The organism is Photobacterium sp. AWH4_225 (assembly GCF_056158405.1).
Window position 1 is genome coordinate 597,883 of sequence record NZ_JBSWTF010000004.1, and the last position, 20,532, is coordinate 618,414.

The 20,532-nt window shown below is 41.4% G+C and carries 17 protein-coding genes; 10 read left to right on the plus strand and 7 right to left on the minus strand.

From position 1 onward, the window contains the following. Nucleotides 1–148: 148 nt before the first annotated feature. Both ACXAD4_RS20095 and ACXAD4_RS20100 read right to left on the minus strand, forming a co-directional pair. Nucleotides 149–796, minus strand: a complete 648-nt coding sequence (locus tag ACXAD4_RS20095) for a DUF3379 family protein (RefSeq protein ID WP_475243676.1) — start codon at nt 794–796, stop codon at nt 149–151. Next, nucleotides 786–1,331 carry a sigma-70 family RNA polymerase sigma factor gene (locus tag ACXAD4_RS20100; protein ID WP_475243677.1) on the minus strand — a complete coding sequence of 182 codons (546 nt, stop codon included), beginning with the start codon at nt 1,329–1,331 and terminating at the stop codon, nt 786–788. Before ACXAD4_RS20100 ends, ACXAD4_RS20095 begins: the two co-directional genes overlap by 11 nt. Nucleotides 1,332–1,636: 305 nt before the next feature. Here ACXAD4_RS20100 and ACXAD4_RS20105 point away from each other — a divergent pair, with 305 nt between their 5' ends. The 4 genes from ACXAD4_RS20105 (at nt 1,637) to ACXAD4_RS20120 (ending at nt 5,959) form a co-directional block, all read left to right on the plus strand. Next, on the plus strand, nt 1,637–1,933 hold the full coding sequence (locus ACXAD4_RS20105) for a hypothetical protein (RefSeq protein ID WP_475243679.1): 297 nt from the start codon (nt 1,637–1,639) through the stop codon (nt 1,931–1,933). A gap of 44 nt (nt 1,934–1,977) precedes the next feature. Then, entirely contained in the window at nt 1,978–2,403 is a 426-nt protein-coding gene (locus ACXAD4_RS20110) for a hypothetical protein (RefSeq protein WP_475243680.1), read from the plus strand. 279 nt (nt 2,404–2,682) lie between these two features. Further along, the gene (locus ACXAD4_RS20115; protein WP_475243682.1) at nt 2,683–3,561 is read left to right on the plus strand and encodes a 5'-methylthioadenosine/S-adenosylhomocysteine nucleosidase; all 879 of its coding nucleotides are present in this window, start codon (nt 2,683–2,685) and stop codon (nt 3,559–3,561) included. A gap of 190 nt (nt 3,562–3,751) precedes the next feature. Then, a complete protein-coding gene (locus tag ACXAD4_RS20120; protein ID WP_475243683.1) occupies nt 3,752–5,959 on the plus strand; it encodes a hypothetical protein in 2,208 nt (735 codons plus the stop codon). 74 nt (nt 5,960–6,033) lie between these two features. On the opposite strand, the gene manA is transcribed toward ACXAD4_RS20120, so the two are convergent. The 3 genes from manA to mngA all read right to left on the minus strand — a co-directional run bounded on the left by manA (nt 6,034) and on the right by mngA (nt 12,047). Then, nucleotides 6,034–7,221 carry a mannose-6-phosphate isomerase, class I gene (gene manA, locus ACXAD4_RS20125; RefSeq protein WP_475243684.1) on the minus strand — a complete coding sequence of 396 codons (1,188 nt, stop codon included), beginning with the start codon at nt 7,219–7,221 and terminating at the stop codon, nt 6,034–6,036. 128 nt (nt 7,222–7,349) lie between these two features. Then, nucleotides 7,350–9,992, minus strand: a complete 2,643-nt coding sequence (mngB, locus tag ACXAD4_RS20130) for a mannosylglycerate hydrolase (RefSeq protein ID WP_475243685.1) — start codon at nt 9,990–9,992, stop codon at nt 7,350–7,352. A 117-nt stretch (nt 9,993–10,109) separates the two neighbouring features. Next, nucleotides 10,110–12,047 carry a PTS 2-O-a-mannosyl-D-glycerate transporter subunit IIABC gene (gene mngA / locus ACXAD4_RS20135; RefSeq protein WP_475243686.1) on the minus strand — a complete coding sequence of 646 codons (1,938 nt, stop codon included), beginning with the start codon at nt 12,045–12,047 and terminating at the stop codon, nt 10,110–10,112. Nucleotides 12,048–12,341: 294 nt separating this feature from the next. On the opposite strand from mngA, the gene ACXAD4_RS20140 reads away from it, so the two are divergent. The 6 genes from ACXAD4_RS20140 (at nt 12,342) to ACXAD4_RS20165 (ending at nt 18,611) form a co-directional block, all read left to right on the plus strand. Next, on the plus strand, nt 12,342–13,064 hold the full coding sequence (locus ACXAD4_RS20140) for a GntR family transcriptional regulator (protein ID WP_475243687.1): 723 nt from the start codon (nt 12,342–12,344) through the stop codon (nt 13,062–13,064). 200 nt (nt 13,065–13,264) lie between these two features. Next, nucleotides 13,265–13,909, plus strand: coding sequence for a LuxR C-terminal-related transcriptional regulator (locus tag ACXAD4_RS20145; RefSeq protein ID WP_475243688.1), 645 nt, complete (start codon nt 13,265–13,267; stop codon nt 13,907–13,909). Nucleotides 13,910–14,016: 107 nt separating this feature from the next. Then, nucleotides 14,017–14,616: a hypothetical protein gene (locus tag ACXAD4_RS20150; RefSeq protein ID WP_475243690.1), complete on the plus strand. Its 600-nt coding sequence runs from the start codon at nt 14,017–14,019 to the stop codon at nt 14,614–14,616. 53 nt (nt 14,617–14,669) lie between these two features. Beyond that, on the plus strand, nt 14,670–15,365 hold the full coding sequence (locus ACXAD4_RS20155) for a fimbrial biogenesis chaperone (protein WP_475243691.1): 696 nt from the start codon (nt 14,670–14,672) through the stop codon (nt 15,363–15,365). A gap of 5 nt (nt 15,366–15,370) precedes the next feature. Beyond that, a complete protein-coding gene (locus ACXAD4_RS20160; RefSeq protein ID WP_475243692.1) occupies nt 15,371–17,746 on the plus strand; it encodes a fimbria/pilus outer membrane usher protein in 2,376 nt (791 codons plus the stop codon). Then, nucleotides 17,739–18,611 carry a hypothetical protein gene (locus ACXAD4_RS20165; protein WP_475243694.1) on the plus strand — a complete coding sequence of 291 codons (873 nt, stop codon included), beginning with the start codon at nt 17,739–17,741 and terminating at the stop codon, nt 18,609–18,611. Before ACXAD4_RS20160 ends, ACXAD4_RS20165 begins: the two co-directional genes overlap by 8 nt. A 40-nt stretch (nt 18,612–18,651) precedes the next feature. On the opposite strand, the gene ACXAD4_RS20170 is transcribed toward ACXAD4_RS20165, so the two are convergent. Continuing rightward, complete coding sequence (locus ACXAD4_RS20170) at nt 18,652–19,464, minus strand: helix-turn-helix domain-containing protein (RefSeq protein WP_475243696.1); 813 nt, start codon at nt 19,462–19,464, stop codon at nt 18,652–18,654. An 8-nt stretch (nt 19,465–19,472) separates the two neighbouring features. After that, nucleotides 19,473–20,414, minus strand: coding sequence for a LysR family transcriptional regulator (locus tag ACXAD4_RS20175; protein ID WP_475243698.1), 942 nt, complete (start codon nt 20,412–20,414; stop codon nt 19,473–19,475). Between the last annotated feature and the right edge of the window lie 118 nt (nt 20,415–20,532).

A 20,532-nucleotide genomic window follows, 5' to 3' on the forward strand; every position in this document is an offset into this window, starting at 1 on the left:
CTTGATTTACTAACCCGTCTTGTTCATGGCTTGCTATTAAGCATCACACCATGAACAATCGTTCAAAATTAAACATTAGCTAATAAACCAGCTTAGCGCAAGATTTTTGAACACTTGTTCATAATTTCATCCATTTTCCCTTTTCAGACTAGATCGAGTGCCACTCAATCGCCGCTTTCATTTTGTCTGACATTGCCCGCGCCTCTTGTTCATCCTCTCCTAGTACGACCAAACTCGCATGATTAACAGGTACTTGCACCCCACTCATATTGCCACGGTCTAGCATGTCTTCATCAGAAGAAGACTGCGGCACAATATACACGCTGACCTTCTGCCCTTGCGCGTTAGCCAAAACCATCTGGAACACCGTCTTTTTACCAAACTGGCAGTGATTAACGTAATAAACATGGCCTGGCAAATGGGCCAACTTCGAACCAAATGGCTGCAGCTTCATATTCACCTGCTGCAAAGAAACGGCTTCATCAATCCCTTGAATAAAGGCTTGTTGGGAGCCGGCATGAGCCATGGCATCTTGGATCAGGCTACCAGACGTAATTAAATTCGACTGCTCAAGCATTGGGTACATGCCATAACCTGTCAGCGCCATCAACAAGGCAGCAACAACACCTAACCACGGGCGAGAGCGCTTGCTTCCAGAGTTATTCCGCTCAGGGATCTGCAATAAGCGTCGCTCCAACCCTTCGGGCATATCAACTGACATCACCGTCTGTAATTGGATCTCCTCTTTTTCCTTTTTGTTGCGAAAGGCTGAAATAGATGTGATTTTACACGCCATACCTCGTCCTTAGGTCATTCGTATCCGTATCATTATCAAACAGTTGCTTCTTACCTCTTGAAAGCCTTGTAAGAACAGTATTTAGGTTCAATGCAGTGATCTTCGAAATTTCATCAGCGGTGAAACCCATTACGATTTGTAGTAGTAGTGGCTCTCGGTAGATATCAGGCAGTGCAATAATCTTTGCTCTTAACGTCGCATCGAGATCAGGCCTCTCGTCGTGATAAAGAAAATCACAATCTTCAATATTCACATGTTCTACTGGCTGTCCTCTAAACCGACGAGCATTTTCCCGACGTAATATGGTGATAAGCCATGGCTTGGCCAATTCATCATCTTTGAGGTTATCAAGAAAGCGCCACGCGCGAAGATAGGTTTCCTGAACCAGATCCTCCGCATCATGAGGGTGATGGCAAAGCCAATATGCATATCGGTATAAGTCTTGGCTATATTCCGCGACCAACTTCTCGTATCGTTTTTTCTTACTACGTTGACCGAACATATCAACGGTCGACTTAATTATATTGGTGATCATCCTGAACTCATTCTAGCCATCAATAGAAATGAGTTAGTGCAGAAAAAGCAGGAATAATTCATCGAGTCTATCATTTTAGATGTATCAGAATATGAAATATCAATAGATACAATGAATTATTATCAAATAAAGCTCACTGGATATTCCTATCTTATTTCCCACAAAATTAACAAGGATTAGATGCGTTAATTTGTTGATGTTTTATCTATTAAAAAATTTTTTACCGGGAAGGAAATAATCTAATTGATATGGGGGTCTTTATGCTCAGGACGTCCAAACCAATATTTATAACTCTAGGAAATCACATGAAAAAGCCCATTTTTTTCAGCTTTATCCTTGGTGCTTCGATCACCTTTAGCCCATTAAGCATGGCGTCTTTGCTTCAGCACCACCTCTCAACGACTAACGATAAAAATGCCCAATCAAGCATAGAGTTCAATATTAGCAATGTATTGGAAGAGGTTAACACGTTAGAGCAGCACTTATCCTCAGCGGGAGATAAAGTATCATCAACCAGCATTACAAGGGTCGTTGGCCAACCAAAAAGCCAAGAAAGCGATATTTATCAAGACCTGATTAAATTCCATATCGAAAACCTATAAACAGCCTATATATATTAAAAGCTATCAACAACGGAAGTCTAAACATGCCTGTAAAATTACAGAAAAACCTATCAATTAGCCTATTAACGCTGCGACTGGGTATATTCCTTGTCTTCTTTATGTGGGGATTAGATAAAATCATTGCGACCGATCATGCAGTCAAAGTCTTCTCTGGCTTTTACGGACTTAACCTATCACCTACTGTGATGGTTATGTTGGGACTATTGCAAATGGTGTTCTTAGTTGCCTTTGTACTAGGGATATGGCGCGATAAGACTTACTTGGCTATTTTGGTTTTACACTTCGCCTCTACTCTTTCGTCCTTTGCCAAGTACCTAGATCCTATGAACAACCTCTTGTTCTTTGCTGCATGGCCTATGCTTGCGGCTTGTTTGGCTCTTTATCTACTTAGGGACTACGACACCATTACGTTTGGTTTTAAGGCTAAAGCTCAAACGGTACCGAGTTAACCGTAGTTCGAAGCATCCTATCTCCAGAATCACAAAAGGAAGCCAACTTAAATTAGTTGGCTCCCTTTTTAACCAGCCCCTGAATATAACCTCTACTTATGTAACCATTTCATTCTATTTCTCTCCCACTAATCCATTCACTCAAACGGTTCATTTATTAGTGCTTTATTTCCTGTTGAAACATTTAGTTACAATCACCACTAGTGACGCAAACGATTGCGCGGTGTATATTCCGTGCCGCACGCATTAAGCGCTTAAGCTAAATACAAGGATCACCCCATGCTATCGCAAACCAAAAAAGTGTTTTTCGTCATCGGAGCACTACTTCTATCCACCGTTGCAACAGCTTCTACTGTAAAGAGCGTTACTGTTCCAGCCAACACTGCTCCTAAGCAGCCGATCCTGATCCAGGGTCCAATGCCAATCGAAGCGGAGTACTTCGCTGATTTGCTTGAAAATGTTCGCATCGAGCACAGCGGTAACTTTACCTTTTACATTGGTACTTTGAACGATTATCCGATTGTTGTAACCAAAACCAGCAAGGGTGTTGAAAACACAGCTGCAGCAACTGCGATTGCAATCGAGCGTTATAAGCCACGTGCCATCATCAATCAGGGTACATCTGGCGGCCACGACAAATCTCTTAATGTCGGCGATATCGTTCTAGGTAAGCGTTCATTCAATGCAGGTAACTTCAAGACCCCTGTACTGGCAGAAGGTGAAGGTTCAAACCCAATGAACTGGATCCCAATGGATGTGATGGCGTCTGAAGGCAGCGCTGGTGAAGGCGACGGCGCTGTTGATGCAGAAAAAGTGCGTTACTACGAAGGTAACCCAGAGCTACTGGCTTCTGCACATGCAGTAAAAGAAACGCACAAGCGCGGTAAAGTTGTTGAAGGGACTATCGGTTCTGCCAACTTCTGGAACAACGAAATCGACCGCATGAACTGGTTGAACAAGCACTTTGGCTCTAGCGTGGAAGAAATGGAAACGGCATCAGCAGCTATGATGGCTGAAGCTTACGGTATCCCTTTCCTAGGCATCCGTATCCTGTCGAACAACCTAACTAATGGTGGCAAGTACGACCCATCAACAGCAACGGACAACCAGAAGTTCGTTAAGAATGTAGTACTGCACTACATCTCGACTCTGAAGTAATTCATCGTTAAAAATCAACAAAGAGCCTCATTTTGAGGCTCTTTTTGTTTTTAACTCTAACGTTAACTCGCTCACAGGATCTTAGGATGTGGGATACCTGTGTGATTAATCGTGACGATTTCAGCTAAACCTGCATGCCAAGATAGCGACCAACGTGAACAAAACGACAACAACAAGACATGAGGTCAATATGAAACCTACATCTTTGGCAGTAGTGCTCTCAGGTATCCTTTTAGGCGGTGTTGCTAACGCTAGTGAAGGCAATGTGATTCATAACCCTGGCTTTGAAGATAAAGGCTTGGGCTGGAGTTATTGGTTTTCAAATATTCGCAGTGATGGCGCTTACGAAGGCACCTACCGTGGCCGTATAGCGATTGGTGCCGACCACCACATCAGCCAAGTCATTACCGTTCCAGAAACGGCTTATTATGATTTGTCAGCTTTCATCAAGAACGACAAGCAAGGCGGTCAGTTTGGTTTAAAGAACTTGAACGGAGAGGTGCTGCTATCAAAACAGGTTGGGGCTAATAAACAATACTCTCTGAACAAAATCAAAAATATCGCCCTGGAACAAGGTGAGATCCTATCGGTATTTTTCTCGGGATCAGATAAAAGTGCAGTCAGCATTGATAACGTTTCACTGACCAAGTCGAAGAAAGGCAAACAACCGAAATTCAATCAGATTGTCCAGTTTAACGTGGCGGAACAATCTGGCACTACCACAATCAACCGCAACAAACAGCGGATCGAATTTACCGTCCCTTTTGCCACGGATCTTAGCCAGCTCACTATCAGCAACTTACTGGCTTCGCCAGAGAGCCAAACCAGCATACGGCAAGGTGATATTGTTGACTTCACCAAGCCAGTTTCTGTGCATGTCATCAATGAAAAAGGCAAAGCAGAAAAGTGGACAGTCACCGCGATTGAAAGTGAGAAAGAAGTCACTATCGCTTCATCTAACGCAGCACTGGAAGATTCCTTTAATTGGGCCATTGATAAGACCAAGCAGTTTGTCATGACCGGTCAAAGCGGCCTCGTTAACCGAGATGAAAACAACAACGACGGTAGCGGCACCGCAGGCTATATTCCCTCTTACTGGGCAGGATATTTCGACCGTACCGCCTTCTATTCACGAGATTTTCTTCACCAAGCAAGCGGTGGCTGGCTAGCAGGTTTAGGTGCAGAGAATCTATCGATGTTCCAGACCTTTGCCCGCCACTCTACCGAGCCGCGCAAGTGGTATACCTTGTGGGCGATCAACTTCGATGGTACGCCGCACACTATCGATTACCACCACGACGACTATTTTGTTCGTGAAGTTCCAGCCCAATTCGAATTTGTCGAAAAAGCCCTCGAACAATACCGCTGGACTGGTGATGATCGCTATATCTACGATCCTGATCTTTGGCAGTTCTACACCAAGGTACTGACTGACTATATCGCGCTTCATGATGACCAAGAGCCAAATGGGATCGCAGAAGGCTATGGCGGGATTTTTGAAGGCTCAGCCACCTATAACGAGCGCGGTGAGTTCCCAATCGAAGCGGGTGACGGCATTGGCTCACAATACCAAGCAACAGTCGCATACGCTGAAATGCTCCGTGCCCGTGGCGAAGATGCCCTTGCTGACGAATGGCAAGAAAAAGCCATCGAGCTCAAACGCTTCTTCAACGAAGAATGGAGCATTAAAGATCCGGCTAACCCAATGGATAATTACGTCAATATCATCCAGAAAGATGGCCTGCGTCTGAACGATTTCGGTAAGGAAAACAGCTGGTTTATGCCGATGAAACTCATTACTGAGCCGGGTGAGCGCAACAACAAATACCTCGACTTCATTTCAGCTAACCTGGGTGAAGGCATTGGCTCAACCCCTGAAGCGCCACACAATATCGAGGCCTATACCTATATTCCAGAAACCTACTTCCCATATAACCAAAATGAAGAAGCCTGGAAATGGATGAACTACATCATAAACAAAAAGGATCTGCCTCATGAGCGCCCAACCCAAGGCACCAATGGCGATTACCCTGAAATTTCCTTCACCTTCATATCCAACACCATTGAAGGCCTGATGGGGATTGAGCCCAATGCACCTGAAAACCGCGTGGTTACTGCCTCCCACCTACCGCAAGACGTAGAATGGTTGGAAGTTGATTACCTACCTATGGGTGAGCACGAGCTGGCTATCCGCCATGACGGGCTAAAAGAAACAAGCTTGACCAATACGTCTGATCTGCCTCTTGAGTGGGAAGCGCGCTTCTACGGCAAACATGACGCTATCACCGTAAACGGTACGGCAATGAAAGCGAAGAAGAAGAAAGTTAATGGTGTGAAGCTAAGCTACGTGGTTATCGAGGTACCAGCTAACGGCGAAGCGATAGCATCCATTCAATAACCTAATCATCAAAACAAAAACAAACGCCACCCAAAGAGGTGGCGTTTGCCCTATTCAAATCACAAACGAAAAAGCTAGTTAAACGTCCTAACCACTTTACCCATACCTTTGTAACTGTACTGTCGGCTGCTGTAAGGGATAAACGCCGATTCACCCGCAATCAGGTTAATCTCTTGGCCTTCGCTTTCCAGCGTCAACTTACCCTGCAAGCACATAATGATTTCAGCACTGCGAACAAACTCAGTCTGTGGTTTATCGGTCAAAGTAATCACTTCAACTTTGAAATCGTCAACCGGTACGTTGTAGCTAACCTTGTTGTCTTTTACCTGCCCTTTCAGTCTTAGGTGGTGAGCCGGGATTGGCTCAAACCGGGTATTTTTCAGCAGTTCTTCAACGTCCATGAACTTAGGTGTCAAGCCAGCACGAAGCACGTTATCCGAACTAGCCATAACTTCAATACCCGTGCCTTCTAAGTAGGCATGCGGTGTTTCGGCATCAAGGTACATAGCCTCGCCCGCCTCTAACTCAATGACATTGAGCATCAAAGGGGCAAACAAACCAACATCATTTGGATACTCAACGGCAAAACCTGCGATCAACTCAAAAATAGCTTTTGCATCGGTCGACAGACCTTTCGAGCCGATGTTTTCCATCAGCTCTGCAATTGCAGACTGCTTTTTCTCGCCCGTTAGGGAAATCACCTCACGGAAAAACGCCGCCAATTGAATCGGCGTTGGGTTAGCTTTCAGCGCCTGAACATCTTCTGCCAACGTTGGGCAATTGGCTTGCTCGAACAGCTCAACCATCTCGTTAATCACGCGGAAACCGTTCATTGCCTTGTAGTTGGTCAGAGCGTAAACCATCTCTGGTTTGTGGTTTGGATCTTTATAGTTACGTTCGGCGGCATTGAGAGGAATACCGGCAAGGTTCTCTCGATGGTAACCTTCTTCGGCTGCTGATTTCTTCGGATGCACCTGAATAGACAGTGGCTTAGCGGCTGACAGAACTTTAACCAAATATGGCAACTCACCAAATTTATCATGGGTGTAACGGCCCAATACTGTTTCAGGTGACTGCTCAATTACATCTGAAAGGAGATGGCTTTCACCATCACAAACAATACGGGAGCAGCCATTTGGGTGAGCCCCCATCCACAGTTCTGCTTGTGGTTGGTCATCTGGGTTACTGATGCCAAACAAGGCTGTCATCGCGGTTTTGCTGCCCCATGCATAGTTTTGAATTACATTACCTAGCTTATACATATCATCGTTATCCGGATAAAAAGCTGCCGGGCAAGCCCGGCAGAAAATTGGAAATATTCACGTAGAAAAAACAACTAATTCTCAGCGCTGACAGGGTTCATCACGCCCTGCCAGCGTATTGCATGAGATTAGAAACGCACTCGGAACGTTTTTGCCTGACAAGGGCGCAGTTCGCCGAATTGACCGGCTTCGTAGCCTTGCTTTTCCAATACCACTTCGTCCATACGGGTTTCTACCCACTCAGTGATAGGACGGCTGAAGCGGATACCATCAGTAATGGTTTCTGTTTCAGATGGGTTGTAAACACGCACGATGAGCGCATTTTCATCTTCCGCTTTCTTCAGAACGCTCAGCACTGCGCCTTCCGTGCCTTTCTCAAGTAGCGAGAAAGTCAGCGGCTGGTTTTGCTCACCCACATTCAGCTTCATCGCGTTGTATGGGATCTTGTTGTAGCACTGGATAGGCGTCACATTGTCACGTGCCATTGCCATGACATTAGCTTCAATGTGGTTGCCCGCAAAGCCACTCAAGGTGAAGTTACATACGATCTTACCGCGCACCTGTGAATCAGGCGTTGGGATCTTGATACCCGATGGACGGCCAGGACGCAGAAGAAGTTCTTCTTTACCCAATACACCCACACCGCGAAGCAGCGTTAACGCAAAGGTATCTTTTTCTTCGTTGCCTTTAGAAGAAATTACCTCGAACTCACGTAGGCCGTTGCTCATGATAGCCATACCTGCTTGACCACTCTCCAGCGCTGCAAAGTTCATCAGCTGGTAAACAGGTACTGGCGCTTCTTTCCAACCGTCTTTTTCCCAGTTTGCCATTTCTGGGTCGTTAACTGGACGGGTGATCAAACCAAATTGGTTATCGGCGACTACAGTCTCAGACACGAACGGGGTTGGAACCAATACACGTACACGATGATCGTCAGCTTGGTTGTCCAACTCCATGCGTACTTCAATACGGCGAGAGCCAGCTTTTAGCACCACTTGGCAATCAACATCCACATAACCATCTTGGTTAGTACGCTCTTCACGGGCTTGCAGGTTGTCAGGCACATCCATACGTAGCTTGATGCTGGCAACTGACTGGAAACCTTCATGTTTAATGTTGGTTTCAACTTTGAACTCATCAGAGTACAGTAGCCACTCTTTACGAGATGGTGAGTAGTCGTACTCGTCACCATCATCAGAACCATCTTCTAAGCGAAGCACCTGATCGAAAGTCTGCTCTGTTTCTTTGTCGAAGATGGTTAGCGTACCGTTGTCATTGACATTGATACGGTAGAACTCATTCTCCATCAGGTATTCTTTCTGCTCGGCAACCTTCACTTTGCCTTTGGTATTACCTTCAATGTGAAGTGTGGTAAAGCCCATTGCCGGTACGATGTGCTTGATTTGAATATCGTATTCTACGAATGGGTCGTAGTTTCCGTAGTGAACGATCTGGCGGTCAATCTTACCTGGATCAATCACACGCTGATCTTGGATGTAGTACTCGACTTCATGGCCGTGCTCATCGAAGATCTTGAACTCTTGCGCACGAATAGTGATGGTCGTGTTAATCACTTCCTCACGGTCGTATGGCGATAGGTTGAACATTGCTAGCTTGTCACAACCTTCACGGGCTGGCATGTGGTCAACAATCTTACGTTTGTAGAAGTTGATCAGGTTAGTTGCCATGTCATCGGCAAGGATGTAACGATTTAGGATCTCGGCATGTACTTTATCCGAGCAGCAGCAACCAATTGAGTCGTGGGCATGGTTCTTCATGCTCTCTTTCCACATTTTCTCAATCAGGCCGTGGTGGTAATCAAAGCCCAGCGTCCAGGCAATCGATGCCAACGGTTCTAGGATGTTTACAATCTTGTTCTCTACTTCCGCGTGGATCAATTTGATATCCATACGGGTAGAAGAAATCGTACGGTGAACACGCATGTATTTACCGTCGTTGAACTCGCCTTTGACAGTATCAAGTTGGTCACGAACTTGTTCGATACGCTCAAACACTTCTTCAAAGCGGCTCATCTTGAATTCGCGGTCAGGATAGATTTCACGTAGGTTATCCATCACTTCGAAGATATCTTTTTGGATCGGCATCTGGTCATGGCCGTTAGGAAGCAGGATATCTTTGGTTACCGATGGTTTTTCCAATACTGGGAAGTATTTGTCCAAACGGGCACGCAGGCCTTCTTCGTCTTGTGGCAGGTATTTACCAATTGCGTAACCCAGCGGAAGTACCTGTGCAGTCACTTCGCTGCCGTCGTTACTCTGCCACACAAATTCTGTTTTGTTGGTGCCGTGACGCTCAGAACAACCACGCCAGAACATTGCGCGGTCAATACCAAAACCGTTGTAGATCATTGGCAGCTGTGAGCTCATTGAGAATGAGTCTGGCAGGTAACCGATTTTCATGGCTTCGCCAAAGTTCATGCAGTCACGAATACCGTACATCATGTTACGAACGATAGATTCACCCGCAACCTGCATGGTGTCGGTTTGTGAGTACCATGGACCGATAATAAGTTTGCCCGCTTGTACTTGTTTGCGTACGCGCTCTTCGTTTTCAGGCATGATAGCAAAGTAATCTTCCAGAACCGCGGTCTGGCCATCAAGTACATAGAATTTGTATTCAGGATCTGACTCTAGGCGAGTCAGGATTTCTTCCATGTTGTTTACTAGCAGAATTCGTGATTCTTCTGTAGTGAAATACCATTCACGGTCCCAGTGCATGTGAGGAGTAATATGAACGCGGGAAGTAGCCATAATAATGTACCTGATATTTTTTCTTTAATGTCGGGCGCAGGTTCCCTGCACCCGATTATTTAGAGTGTTGTCAATAATGTGACGTAAGTTATTCGTTGCTTGATGTAAAAAGCGGGGTTAAGCGTCAGCGGTCACTTTAAATGTGCCCTTTTTTGTCGCATGTGCCCTCCAGCTCACCAGCATCACGGTAGAGATAGCAGCACCAATTAGGGCAGCACCCAACCAGATACCAGCGGCCATGAAGCTACCTATACCCGCATCGTGAAGTAGGAACATTGAGAAGATACCTGCACCCGGAGTTGATAGACCAATACCTGCCGCGCCTACGATGGCACCTGTCACCATTGAGCCCGCAAGGAATGAGCCGATAACACGGATTGGGTCTTCAATCGCCATTGGAATCGCACCTTCAGTGATACCCGCTAGGCCAAGTAGCCAAGTCGATTTACCCGTTTCGATTTCAAAGTCTTTGAATAGACGTGGTGCCATCATAGTTGAAGCCGTTACAGTAAAGGCAGAAACCATCTTCACCGAACCGAAGATTGCGTATGGGCCGTATACGCCGTTAGCCATTGCACCTAGGCAGAATGCGTATGCTGCTTTGTTTACCGGGCCACCAAGGTCAAACGATACGAAGATACCGATGATTGCGCCAAGTAGTAGTGCGTTAGAGCCAGACAGGCCGTTTAGCCAATCAGTCAAACCTTGGTTCAGCATGGCTACCGGCTTACCGATAACAAACAGCATCAAACTACCAACAACTAACGTACCGATCACAGGGTACAGGTAGAAAGTCAGGAAGCCGTTGAATGCAGGGCTTAGACGAATATTCTCTTTCACCCAGCGCATCACGTAACCGGCGATTAAGCCACCGACAACACCACCAAGGAAGCCGGAACCAATCATGTTTGCCGCTAAACCAGCCGCGAAACCTGGGCCCAATGCCGGCTTATCGGCGAGGGAGTATGCGGTGTAAGCTGCAAGTACCGGTACCATCAAGGTGCCAAGCAGGCCGCCACCCAGTTTGCGGTACATGTACAGCCATGAGTTTTCTGTTGCGTAGAGCTCTTGCAGGTTAAAAATTTGCGCAATCAAAACGGCAACCGCGAGAACCGTACCACCCGCAACAATAAGAGGAACTGCAAAAGAGATACCGCTTAGCAATGCTTGCTTAAGCTCGGTCTTGAATGGCAGTTTCTTCGGTTTGTCACTCGTGGCAGCAACGCGCTCTTCACTTGTCCCCTGCTTCGCCGCTTCCATTGCATCATTCAAGATACGCTCAGCATGGCGGATAGGCTCGGCGACTGGTGTTTCTACACGTGGGATACCATTAAATCGCTCAATTTCTTTAATCGCGACTTCAGCAGCAAAGACAACAGCATCAGCTTTGTTTAGTTGTTCTGCCGTCAAGCGACCTTCAATACCGTTGGCACCTTGTTTCTCGACATGGACATTGATGCCCATTTTCTTGCCGGCTTTCTCAAGGTACTCTGCCGCCATATAAGTGTGGGCAATACCTGCAGGACAAGCTGTAACACAAACAATCGTTGGGTTGTTTTCATTTGTATTAAGGTTGTCTTGTTCTTCCTCTTCACCCGCACCATCAAGCAGAGTCATCAGTTCTTCTGCACTTTGCGCATTCAGTACCGCTTCACGAACATCATCATCAACTAGTGTCGTGGTTAGCTCAGTCAACAGGTGCATGTGGGTTGAACCGGCTTCAGCATTTGGAATGGCAATCAGGAAGACAAGGTTTACATCTTCATCTTCGTCTTCATCAATACCTTTCCATTTAAGATCTTGTTTTAGCGTCGCAACTGCAAAACCGGCTTCTTTAACCGCGTCAGTCTTGCCGTGTGGGACAGCTAGGCCTTCACCTAGCGCTGTAGGGCCTTGCTCTTCACGGGCAAAAACTGCATCAAGGTAAGCTTGCTTATCATGCAATTTGCCTTGTTGATCCAGTTTGTCTGCCAGAGCATGGATCGCTGCTTCACGACTTTCAAATGTCGTTTGGATTGAAATCAGCGACTTATTGGTAAGGGTAGTCAGTTTCATCGTCGTCCTCTGTACCGTCATCCAGGCGGGCGTGTATCGCCCTTAGTTGTATTAATACAAATATGATACGTATTCTGACGATGTGTTCTGTGATCTCATTCACACAACCTTACAAATAGGTATTATTGTTGTATTAAATTTAGGTTCAGCTTGTATATGACAACTTTGAATGACGCGATAAATACAGGTAAAATACAGGCATTAGCTAACTATAAGCGTTTAGGACTAACTTGAAGCCCTAATCAAGCAACTATAAGCGGTAATTAAGAAACTTGCCTTCCAGAGGAGAACGATGTGGCACGCCTTCCTATGTATCGTCAGATCGCTGACGCAATAAAGGAAAAGATCCAGTCCGGTGAATACAAGCCGGGTGAGGCCTTGCCGACTGAAGCACAACTGCGAGAAGCCTTCTCCGTGAGCCGGGTGACGGTTCGCCAAGCTTTAAAACTACTCGTAGAACAAAATGTGCTGGAAAGCATCCAAGGAAGTGGGACCTATGTGAAAGAGAACAAGGTCAATTACGACATGTATGAGTACTCAAGCTTCTATGAAAAGCTGAGCCACTTGGATGTCAAAACACACAGTGAAATCCTTGCCTTTGAAATCACCACACCCGCTCCTGCGATTGCAGAGGCGTTGCAGATTAATGAAGAGGATCGGATCTTTTACGTCAAGCGCGTCCGTTTTCTTGATGAGAACCCAGTCACGCTTGAAGAGACTTGGATGCCGCTTTCACTATTTCCCGATCTCACTTATGAAGTGATGCAGGGCTCGAAATACGAGTTCATCGAGGGAACCAAGAAGATGGTGATAGACCGAAGTGAGCAGGAAATTATCCCGGTATTGCCGCCGCAAGAGGTCGTAAACCAGCTAGGTATTCCGGCTGATCAGCCAATCATTGAAAAAGTGACTAGAGGCTACTTGGTCGATGGCACGGTTTTCGAGTATAGCCGTAACTATTTCAAATCGTCAGACTACAAGTTCACCTTAGTGGCGAAACGAAATCATCATTATTGATTTACAAACAGGCTCAACTGAGCCTGTTATTCTTGCCCCTATCCATAGCTCTCAAAAATATGAGCTAGCGCAAAAATTACTAGACAAATAGATATATTTATTCCATTGCCGAGTGAAATCATTTGTGTGATATAGATGTTTACTCATTAACTCTGTGATACTAATTCCAAAAGATATGTAAAACGGAGAGGGTGGATAAAATGCAAAAGCAAAAAAAATACCAGTTCTGTTTGATTAGTCATGATCTTCAACAGGCTGCAATTATCAAGAATATTGTAAATGAACTGTACCCAGAAAATAATGAATTCTTTGTCATTGGTGATACTTCATCCATAGACAACATAAAAAACCATGTATTCTTTGTAGATTACAAGACAATAGTTACTCAAGAAGTAACTGAAATAGACACTTCAGTTAACAATAATGCTTGGTTTGTTATCAACATCGATAAATCTTGCCTCCTTTCATCGGCATTTTGGATTGATAATGGCTTCTGTGGAGTATTATACGAAAAACATACCATTGTAAATTTGGCAAGTGCGATCAAATGCTTTTTGGATAGAAGTGAATATTGGTATACGCGAAAAGAACTCACTGATGCAGTAAAAAATCACAACCATCAGGATATCCCCCACAGTACAATAGCAGAGCTAATTACTATCCAATATAATTTAACTCATAAAGAAAAAGATATATTACTTCACATGCTTGATGGTTATAGCAATCAGCAAATAGCCCAAAAACATTTCATCAGTGTACATACGGTTAAAAATCATGTTGCACATATCATGTCTAAGATGGGGGTCACATCTAGGAAGGAGTTACTTGCAGTTAACTTTTGCTAAATAGTACCTAATGAAAGATGAAATGGTTAGTTTTGGCTGATTCATAAATTCAGGATTATTCATAGGATTAGATTGCACCTTGGATAAATAACAAAAGGAAATCTACTATGAAAAAGTTAGTTTTGGCAACATTAATCACTTCTTTCATCGCTGGTTCTGCGCTGGCAGCAAATACTGCAAACTTGAGCAATAGTGCGGCTAAAAACTTGGTACTGGGTGGAGATACAATTACTCTTGAACTCGCAGGGAATATCGAAAAAATCTGTAAAATGCAATTTTACGATGGCACCATTAGGGGGGCATCAGAAAATGCTACAGTGCAGTTTAAGGAAGAAGAACAGAATATTGCTGACGTTGTAGTATGGTGTAATGACGGTTCTGGTAAAGCCGATATTACTGTTGATGCTACAAATGGATTTTTCAAAAGCCGAAATGTTAATGGTGGTGGGTATAGTAAGATTGAATACTTATTCCGTTTTCATGAAAATACAAGTCTCGGAGATAAACTCTTTAACCTAAGTAAACGACAAAAAATTGTTGAAGATATCTGGACAAGTACCGACGGACAGGCATTTGATCCTGAAGCAATCGCCAAAACACCTGAAATTAAGAAACTATACGTTAAGCCAGTTAATATTAAAGGCTGGGAGCGTTCTGGTGATTATGATGAATCAATTACCTTAACAATTTCTCCTATCATGTTGTGATAATAATTAGGGGAGGTTTCCTCCCCTAATCTTATATCACCAAGGATGTTGATATGAAAAAAATGTTAATAACATTATTATTAGTAACAAGCGCTCAAGCAATGGAAGTTACACCTTTTCTTGCATATATCGACAATTTCGGAAAAAATTCATCAGCCCTATTCATTGTGAAAAACGATAATCATAAAGCAATGGCTATTGAAACAATAGTAAAACAAATTGAATTAGATGAGAATAATAGAGAGCAGGCAGAAGATAGCGTAGAAGATTTCTTTATTATGCCACCGCAGTCATTAATACAACCAGGTGAGAGTCAAACATTTAGAGTTAAATTTATAGGAGCATTTGAAAGCAGTGTATCTAAAGTGTATAGATTAAATTTCAACCAACTGCCTCTGGAGCAAAATATAGAATCAGAAGGCGCGACAGTTAGAATGTTGTTTAATTTTAGCTCCTTGGTTTTTGTCTCTCCAGTAAATAGTAATCCTGTACCTAGAATAAGTATTCTAAATATTAACAATGGCACTAATATCTCTATCGGAAATACAGGTGATAAAGTTCTTGATCTATCTAGCGTAAAAGTCACGCTTGTTGGTACAAAGTCGAAAAAAGTGTTGTCTTGGTTAGAGGTTCACCACATGACAGGGTTTCAATTCGTCCTGCCACTAAGAGAAAGGGAGTTCTTCGTCAGCTCCAATCAATTACCAAGTGAGATCGGAGATTTAATAACTATAAACATAGAAGTGTAGTTGTTATGGCTAAAAGTTATCTTATCATTATTGTTTTGTGTATTTTTTCATCTAAAACAATGGCAAAGTCATGGCCTATTGATATCCCAATCAGTTATGACAACCAATACATTGGCTCAATTATTGCAAGAAGCAATGGTTTCAAAATTGATAGTATAGAAGTGACTAGTCTAACAAAAGCACTAGAAAGCCATGTAAAAAAAGAGACACTACAGTTAATTGTAAATGATAATACTAATATGGTGACTACTGAGAAGATTGGTAACTATGGGGTTTATCTTAAGTATCTACCAAGCAAAGTAGAATTGGAACTTACCCTAGACAGTGACATATTATTAAATAAAAATATCTTTCTTAGCGATGGCTACAAACTTCCTGTTTACGATAAAGCATCCAATTACACAATTCAAAGTACGTTTAATACCAAAGCCAACTACTCTACTTCTGAAAGGAGCGCAACCTATGGCCTTGAGACCTATGGGGCAGCTAATTTTGGTGGTGTATACGGTGCAAATGTAGTTTGGAGCGGCAATATAGACTACTCTGAAAACTCTGGCACAGAGTCACAAAGAGGCCCTATCCAACTATTTTTTGAAAGACCTGACATTCCGTTAATCCTCTCACTAGGTAACCTCAACACACCAAGTTCCACTTATACATCATCAGTAGAAGTAAGTGGTATCGGGATATCACGTTCCCGATCACAGTTAAGGCCAACAGAGCGAGTAAGCGCAACACCAAACGATGAGTTTCTCTTGCTCGAAAGCGCCCAGGTTACAATTTTACTGAACGGCTACTTTTATCAACGAATTTCCCTACCAGCAGGCCGCTATACACTTCAAGACTTGCCAATAAGTAGCGGTGCTAACGATGTAACACTCCAGATTAACTATATATCTGGACGGTATGAGGAGTTTCAGATAAGTAACTTCTATGATGCAACAATATTGGCACAAGGTTTTGATGACTTTAACCTTGCGATAGGTTTTCCCGTAGACTATAGCGATAAATTTATAGGTGATCATGATTCGCACGTCGTTTTAGCAGGCGACTATAAATACGGCTTAACAGATTACCTCACACTAGGTACATCTATGTTCTATCACCCAGATGGAAGTATTTTAGGGGCTAGCAGTGCATTGAGTACAAGTTTAGGCAGTTTCTCTATCAATGGCAATTACTCAACTACCACCCTAGATAGCTATGACAATAAAAGTGGTACTGCTATAGGGCTTACTTACTCATATGCTTTTTTAACAACAGATCAAAACTTGAACACATCAATCCGGATAAACTCAGAATTCCTCGATACATACATCTACTCACCATGGGAAGACAGTGATTATAATTCAAGTTTTGATGCTTACAGATTATCTTTGAACCAAGATATCATTGAAAATATCAATATAGATTTAACGGCAAGCTATATTGATTATCTTGATAAAAAAAAGGAATATAATCATGATTTGGCTGTGAATTACTACTACAAAAATTTTAACTTTAGATTAGGATACCAATATGAGGAACAAGATAACAATCCTGATGAAAAAGTTTACTTTGAAATGAGGTATAGCGCACCTACATCATTAGATGAAATTAGATTGAATGCAAGTTATAAATCTATAGAAAATAACACTAGACTGGAGGTATCTAAAGGACAAAACTCAACCATTGGTAGCTATGGAGGATATCTTTCATACGAGTATGATGACAACTATCAGCAACTAGAATTAGATACGGATTATTTAACCAAAAGAACAAAAGTCAGAAGTAACATAAGCTCTACTTCTTATGATGAGGAGAATAGCACTAATATATCAGGATCTGTAAGCACAACACTTGCTGTTGTTGATGGGCAATTTTCCGTCAGTAGCCAGCCCCTTGGTGCGATTGCTCTTTTCTCTCCATATGAAGATTTACACAATGATATTCTGATTAACCCAGTTTCTAATAGTGAATATGATGTGATATCAAATAGTTATTTGTATGGCCACTACACATTAATTCCTCATTTAGATAACAAAATTTTCTACGATGTCCCAGATGCAGAAGTTGGTTATAATATTGGTGAAGGTGTTTTAAATATCACACCCGGTAGTTACACAGGGCATATTATTTATATTGGTTCAAAATTTTCCAAAACAGTGTTAGGAAAACTGATAGACACAAATGGAAATACATTACAGCTTGTCACGGGTCATGCTTATAATAATGAACATTCAGTCAATTTCTTTACCAATAGTGCTGGTCGATTCGTTTTAGAGGGAGTAACGCATGGTGAATATCATATCGAGATGAGTAATGGATTAAAGTCTAGCATTGTAATTCCAAAGGATAAAGGATCAATCATTAATATAAATAAGGTAATTGCTCATGAATAGGCTCTTATTGGTAAAAACAATATTATTTATTTATTTATTTCACCATACTGATGTTCAGTCAGCACAAGAGAAATGTTCCAATATAAAGTTGACGGCAAAGAGCAACAGTAATAAATTAACTGAATATAAGAACAACAGGTTCTTACTGCCTGTAGAAATCAAGTTTAATCAAATCATTCAGCCTCAATGTTTTGATCAACTTACCATTGATGGAAAGCAAATTAAAGAGTTCAGAAGTTCAAATAATAGATTCAGTTCACAATTTTATGATGAAAATATTCAGCCTCTAGTTATGAAAGATAATAATCAAGTTTTTGCACAGATAAATAAACCTATCAAATCATACACTATATGGCTATCAGTTCCTAAACCAATAAATGTATCACCTGGTAGTTACACTGCAGATATACAATTATCATTAGCAAGTAATTATAGAAAGAAAATAGTGAAAAATGAAGAAAAACTTACCCATATAATAAGGTACGATGTTGATCCTATAGCAAAAATTAGCTTCTCTGATATCAAAAAAAAAATAAAATCCATACGATTTGATCCATTTATAGAAGGTACAACAGTCAAAGTACCACTTTCTATTGAGTCTAATAGTCGGTACAACTTGGAAATAGAATCTGAAAATGGTGCTTTAACTCATACATCAAAAAAAGATAACCAAGTTCATTATTCAATTAAAATGAAAAATAAAACATTTCACCCAAATAAACATGATAAAGTGGCAACATTTAACAATTTCAGAGGAAGAGATAAAAATCAGACGATAAAAATTAGTATTGAAGATGACACCTCATTCAAACTATCAGGTCAATATAAAGATATAATAACAATCTCGATTAGTCCAAAATTATGAAGAAATGTCAGTAATAACTATATTACTGACATTTTATACATTATGCATTTTCAATATTATTTTGGTAACTTAGTAATATAAAATCTTGCTTTTTTAAAAAAAGCGCTTTTATATAAGGATTAGAAAAAAAGTCAACATCACTGAATCTAAACGTAGTCATCGAACCAGTTTGGGACAAAATAATGCCATAAATTGATGAGAGAAGGTGCTTAACTACAGGGATTGTTGCATGCATCTCAATGACAGGTACCTGACATAGATTTCGAAGATCCTTTAGGACAGTGCTATGTATATCTGAATTCATCCCTGCAGCACAAATATAATAGAAAACATTATCTACCAAACTGTACATAATATGGCCAACAAACATATCATCATAATAATAACATTTGACTCTCGCATGCAATAACCTTTTCCTTTCAAGAAAGTCTTCTAAACTGTCTTTATGCCTTATAAAGAAAGCATGCCGAATTTGTACTTTCGTTTTTTCATCTAAAACCTCCCAATCCATCTCTTTTGTTCTATTAATTTTAAGAGGATAGATTGTTAAGTGAGGGTCATAAAACATTTCGTTCTTTAATGAACGTTTAAGTACATTTAATTCAGAGTTAGAATATTCATAATCAACATTAAAAAAGGTTGCAACCCCTACTCGCCTAGTCAAAGAGGGAATATTTCTACCTTGTTCCCAGTGGCTAATCATTGGCTGAGTTAAATTCTCGAATAATCTATGACTTTTTGATAACGACATAGATAAATCATGCTGAGATAGTTTACTGCTAGTTCTCAACTCTCTAAGTAAATTATGAAAATTGACGCATGACAAATTTATTTTTCTCTCTTTAATTGTCATAACTTACATCACTCTTTGTTAATCAAATTATCAATCAGCTTCTTTAGCCAAATTATTTTTTCATTTTTTTTATTACTTTGTTGATAAAATAATGATGTATATACCCTATCTCCTTCAAAGTATTTTGAATACTCTTCAACATCTATATTTATCTGCCTAATTTTATTAGAGTCCTGCTCAATAAAGTTACGTGTTCCAATTAATATCGAATTTGTATTCAAAATTATTTTCTTTAGTAATTCAATGTTATCAGATCTATGCTTTACTTTTAAGTCATAACCTAAAGTTTTTACAATATCTATAGCAAGAGGTTTACTGTCGTTAAACCCATTTAGAATGGATACGCAAAAGTCATATTTGAAAACATCATTTAGAGAATAATTATGCTTATTGAATATTGGGTGTTCATTTCTAACTAAAAGGTAAAACCTGTCCTTTTGAACTCTTTCTAAGTAGATATCTTTAGGAGTTGTTACATACGAGTAATTTACACCTATATCTATAAATTTAGAGGAAATTTCAGACAACGTTTTATCATCCCAAGTCAAAAAATTTAGCTTTGCGTTGGGAGCTTGTGTAGATATTATTTCAGATAGATTATAGGCAAAGTCATTTTGAAAAACGGGTGATAAGGCAATTGATATTTCGCCATTATATAAGCTTGGATCAAAGGTTAAGTTGTCTGTTTTTACTGAAATGATTGAATCTAAAATAGTAGGTGCGATTTTAGATAGGTTATTTGCTAAAGGTGTTGGGGATAAGCCATTCTTTGAGCGAATAAAAATTGCATCATTGTAATAGGTTCTTAACTTTTGCAGCGATCTGCTTACCTGGGATTGACTGATGTCCAGTTTTTTAGCCGCTAAAGATGTATTTTTAGTTATATAGACAACTTGAAAAATCCTTAAAACATTAAGGTCAATCGAATTATCTCTTCTATCTTTTTCCATGTGTAAATCACTTTGTTTTTTGAAAAGACTAATTGCATATAATCACCTTGTCTACCACTATTCGATTTTTGAATATTTCATATCCAGATAATGTCTGCTTAAGCCCTTAACGCTAGCA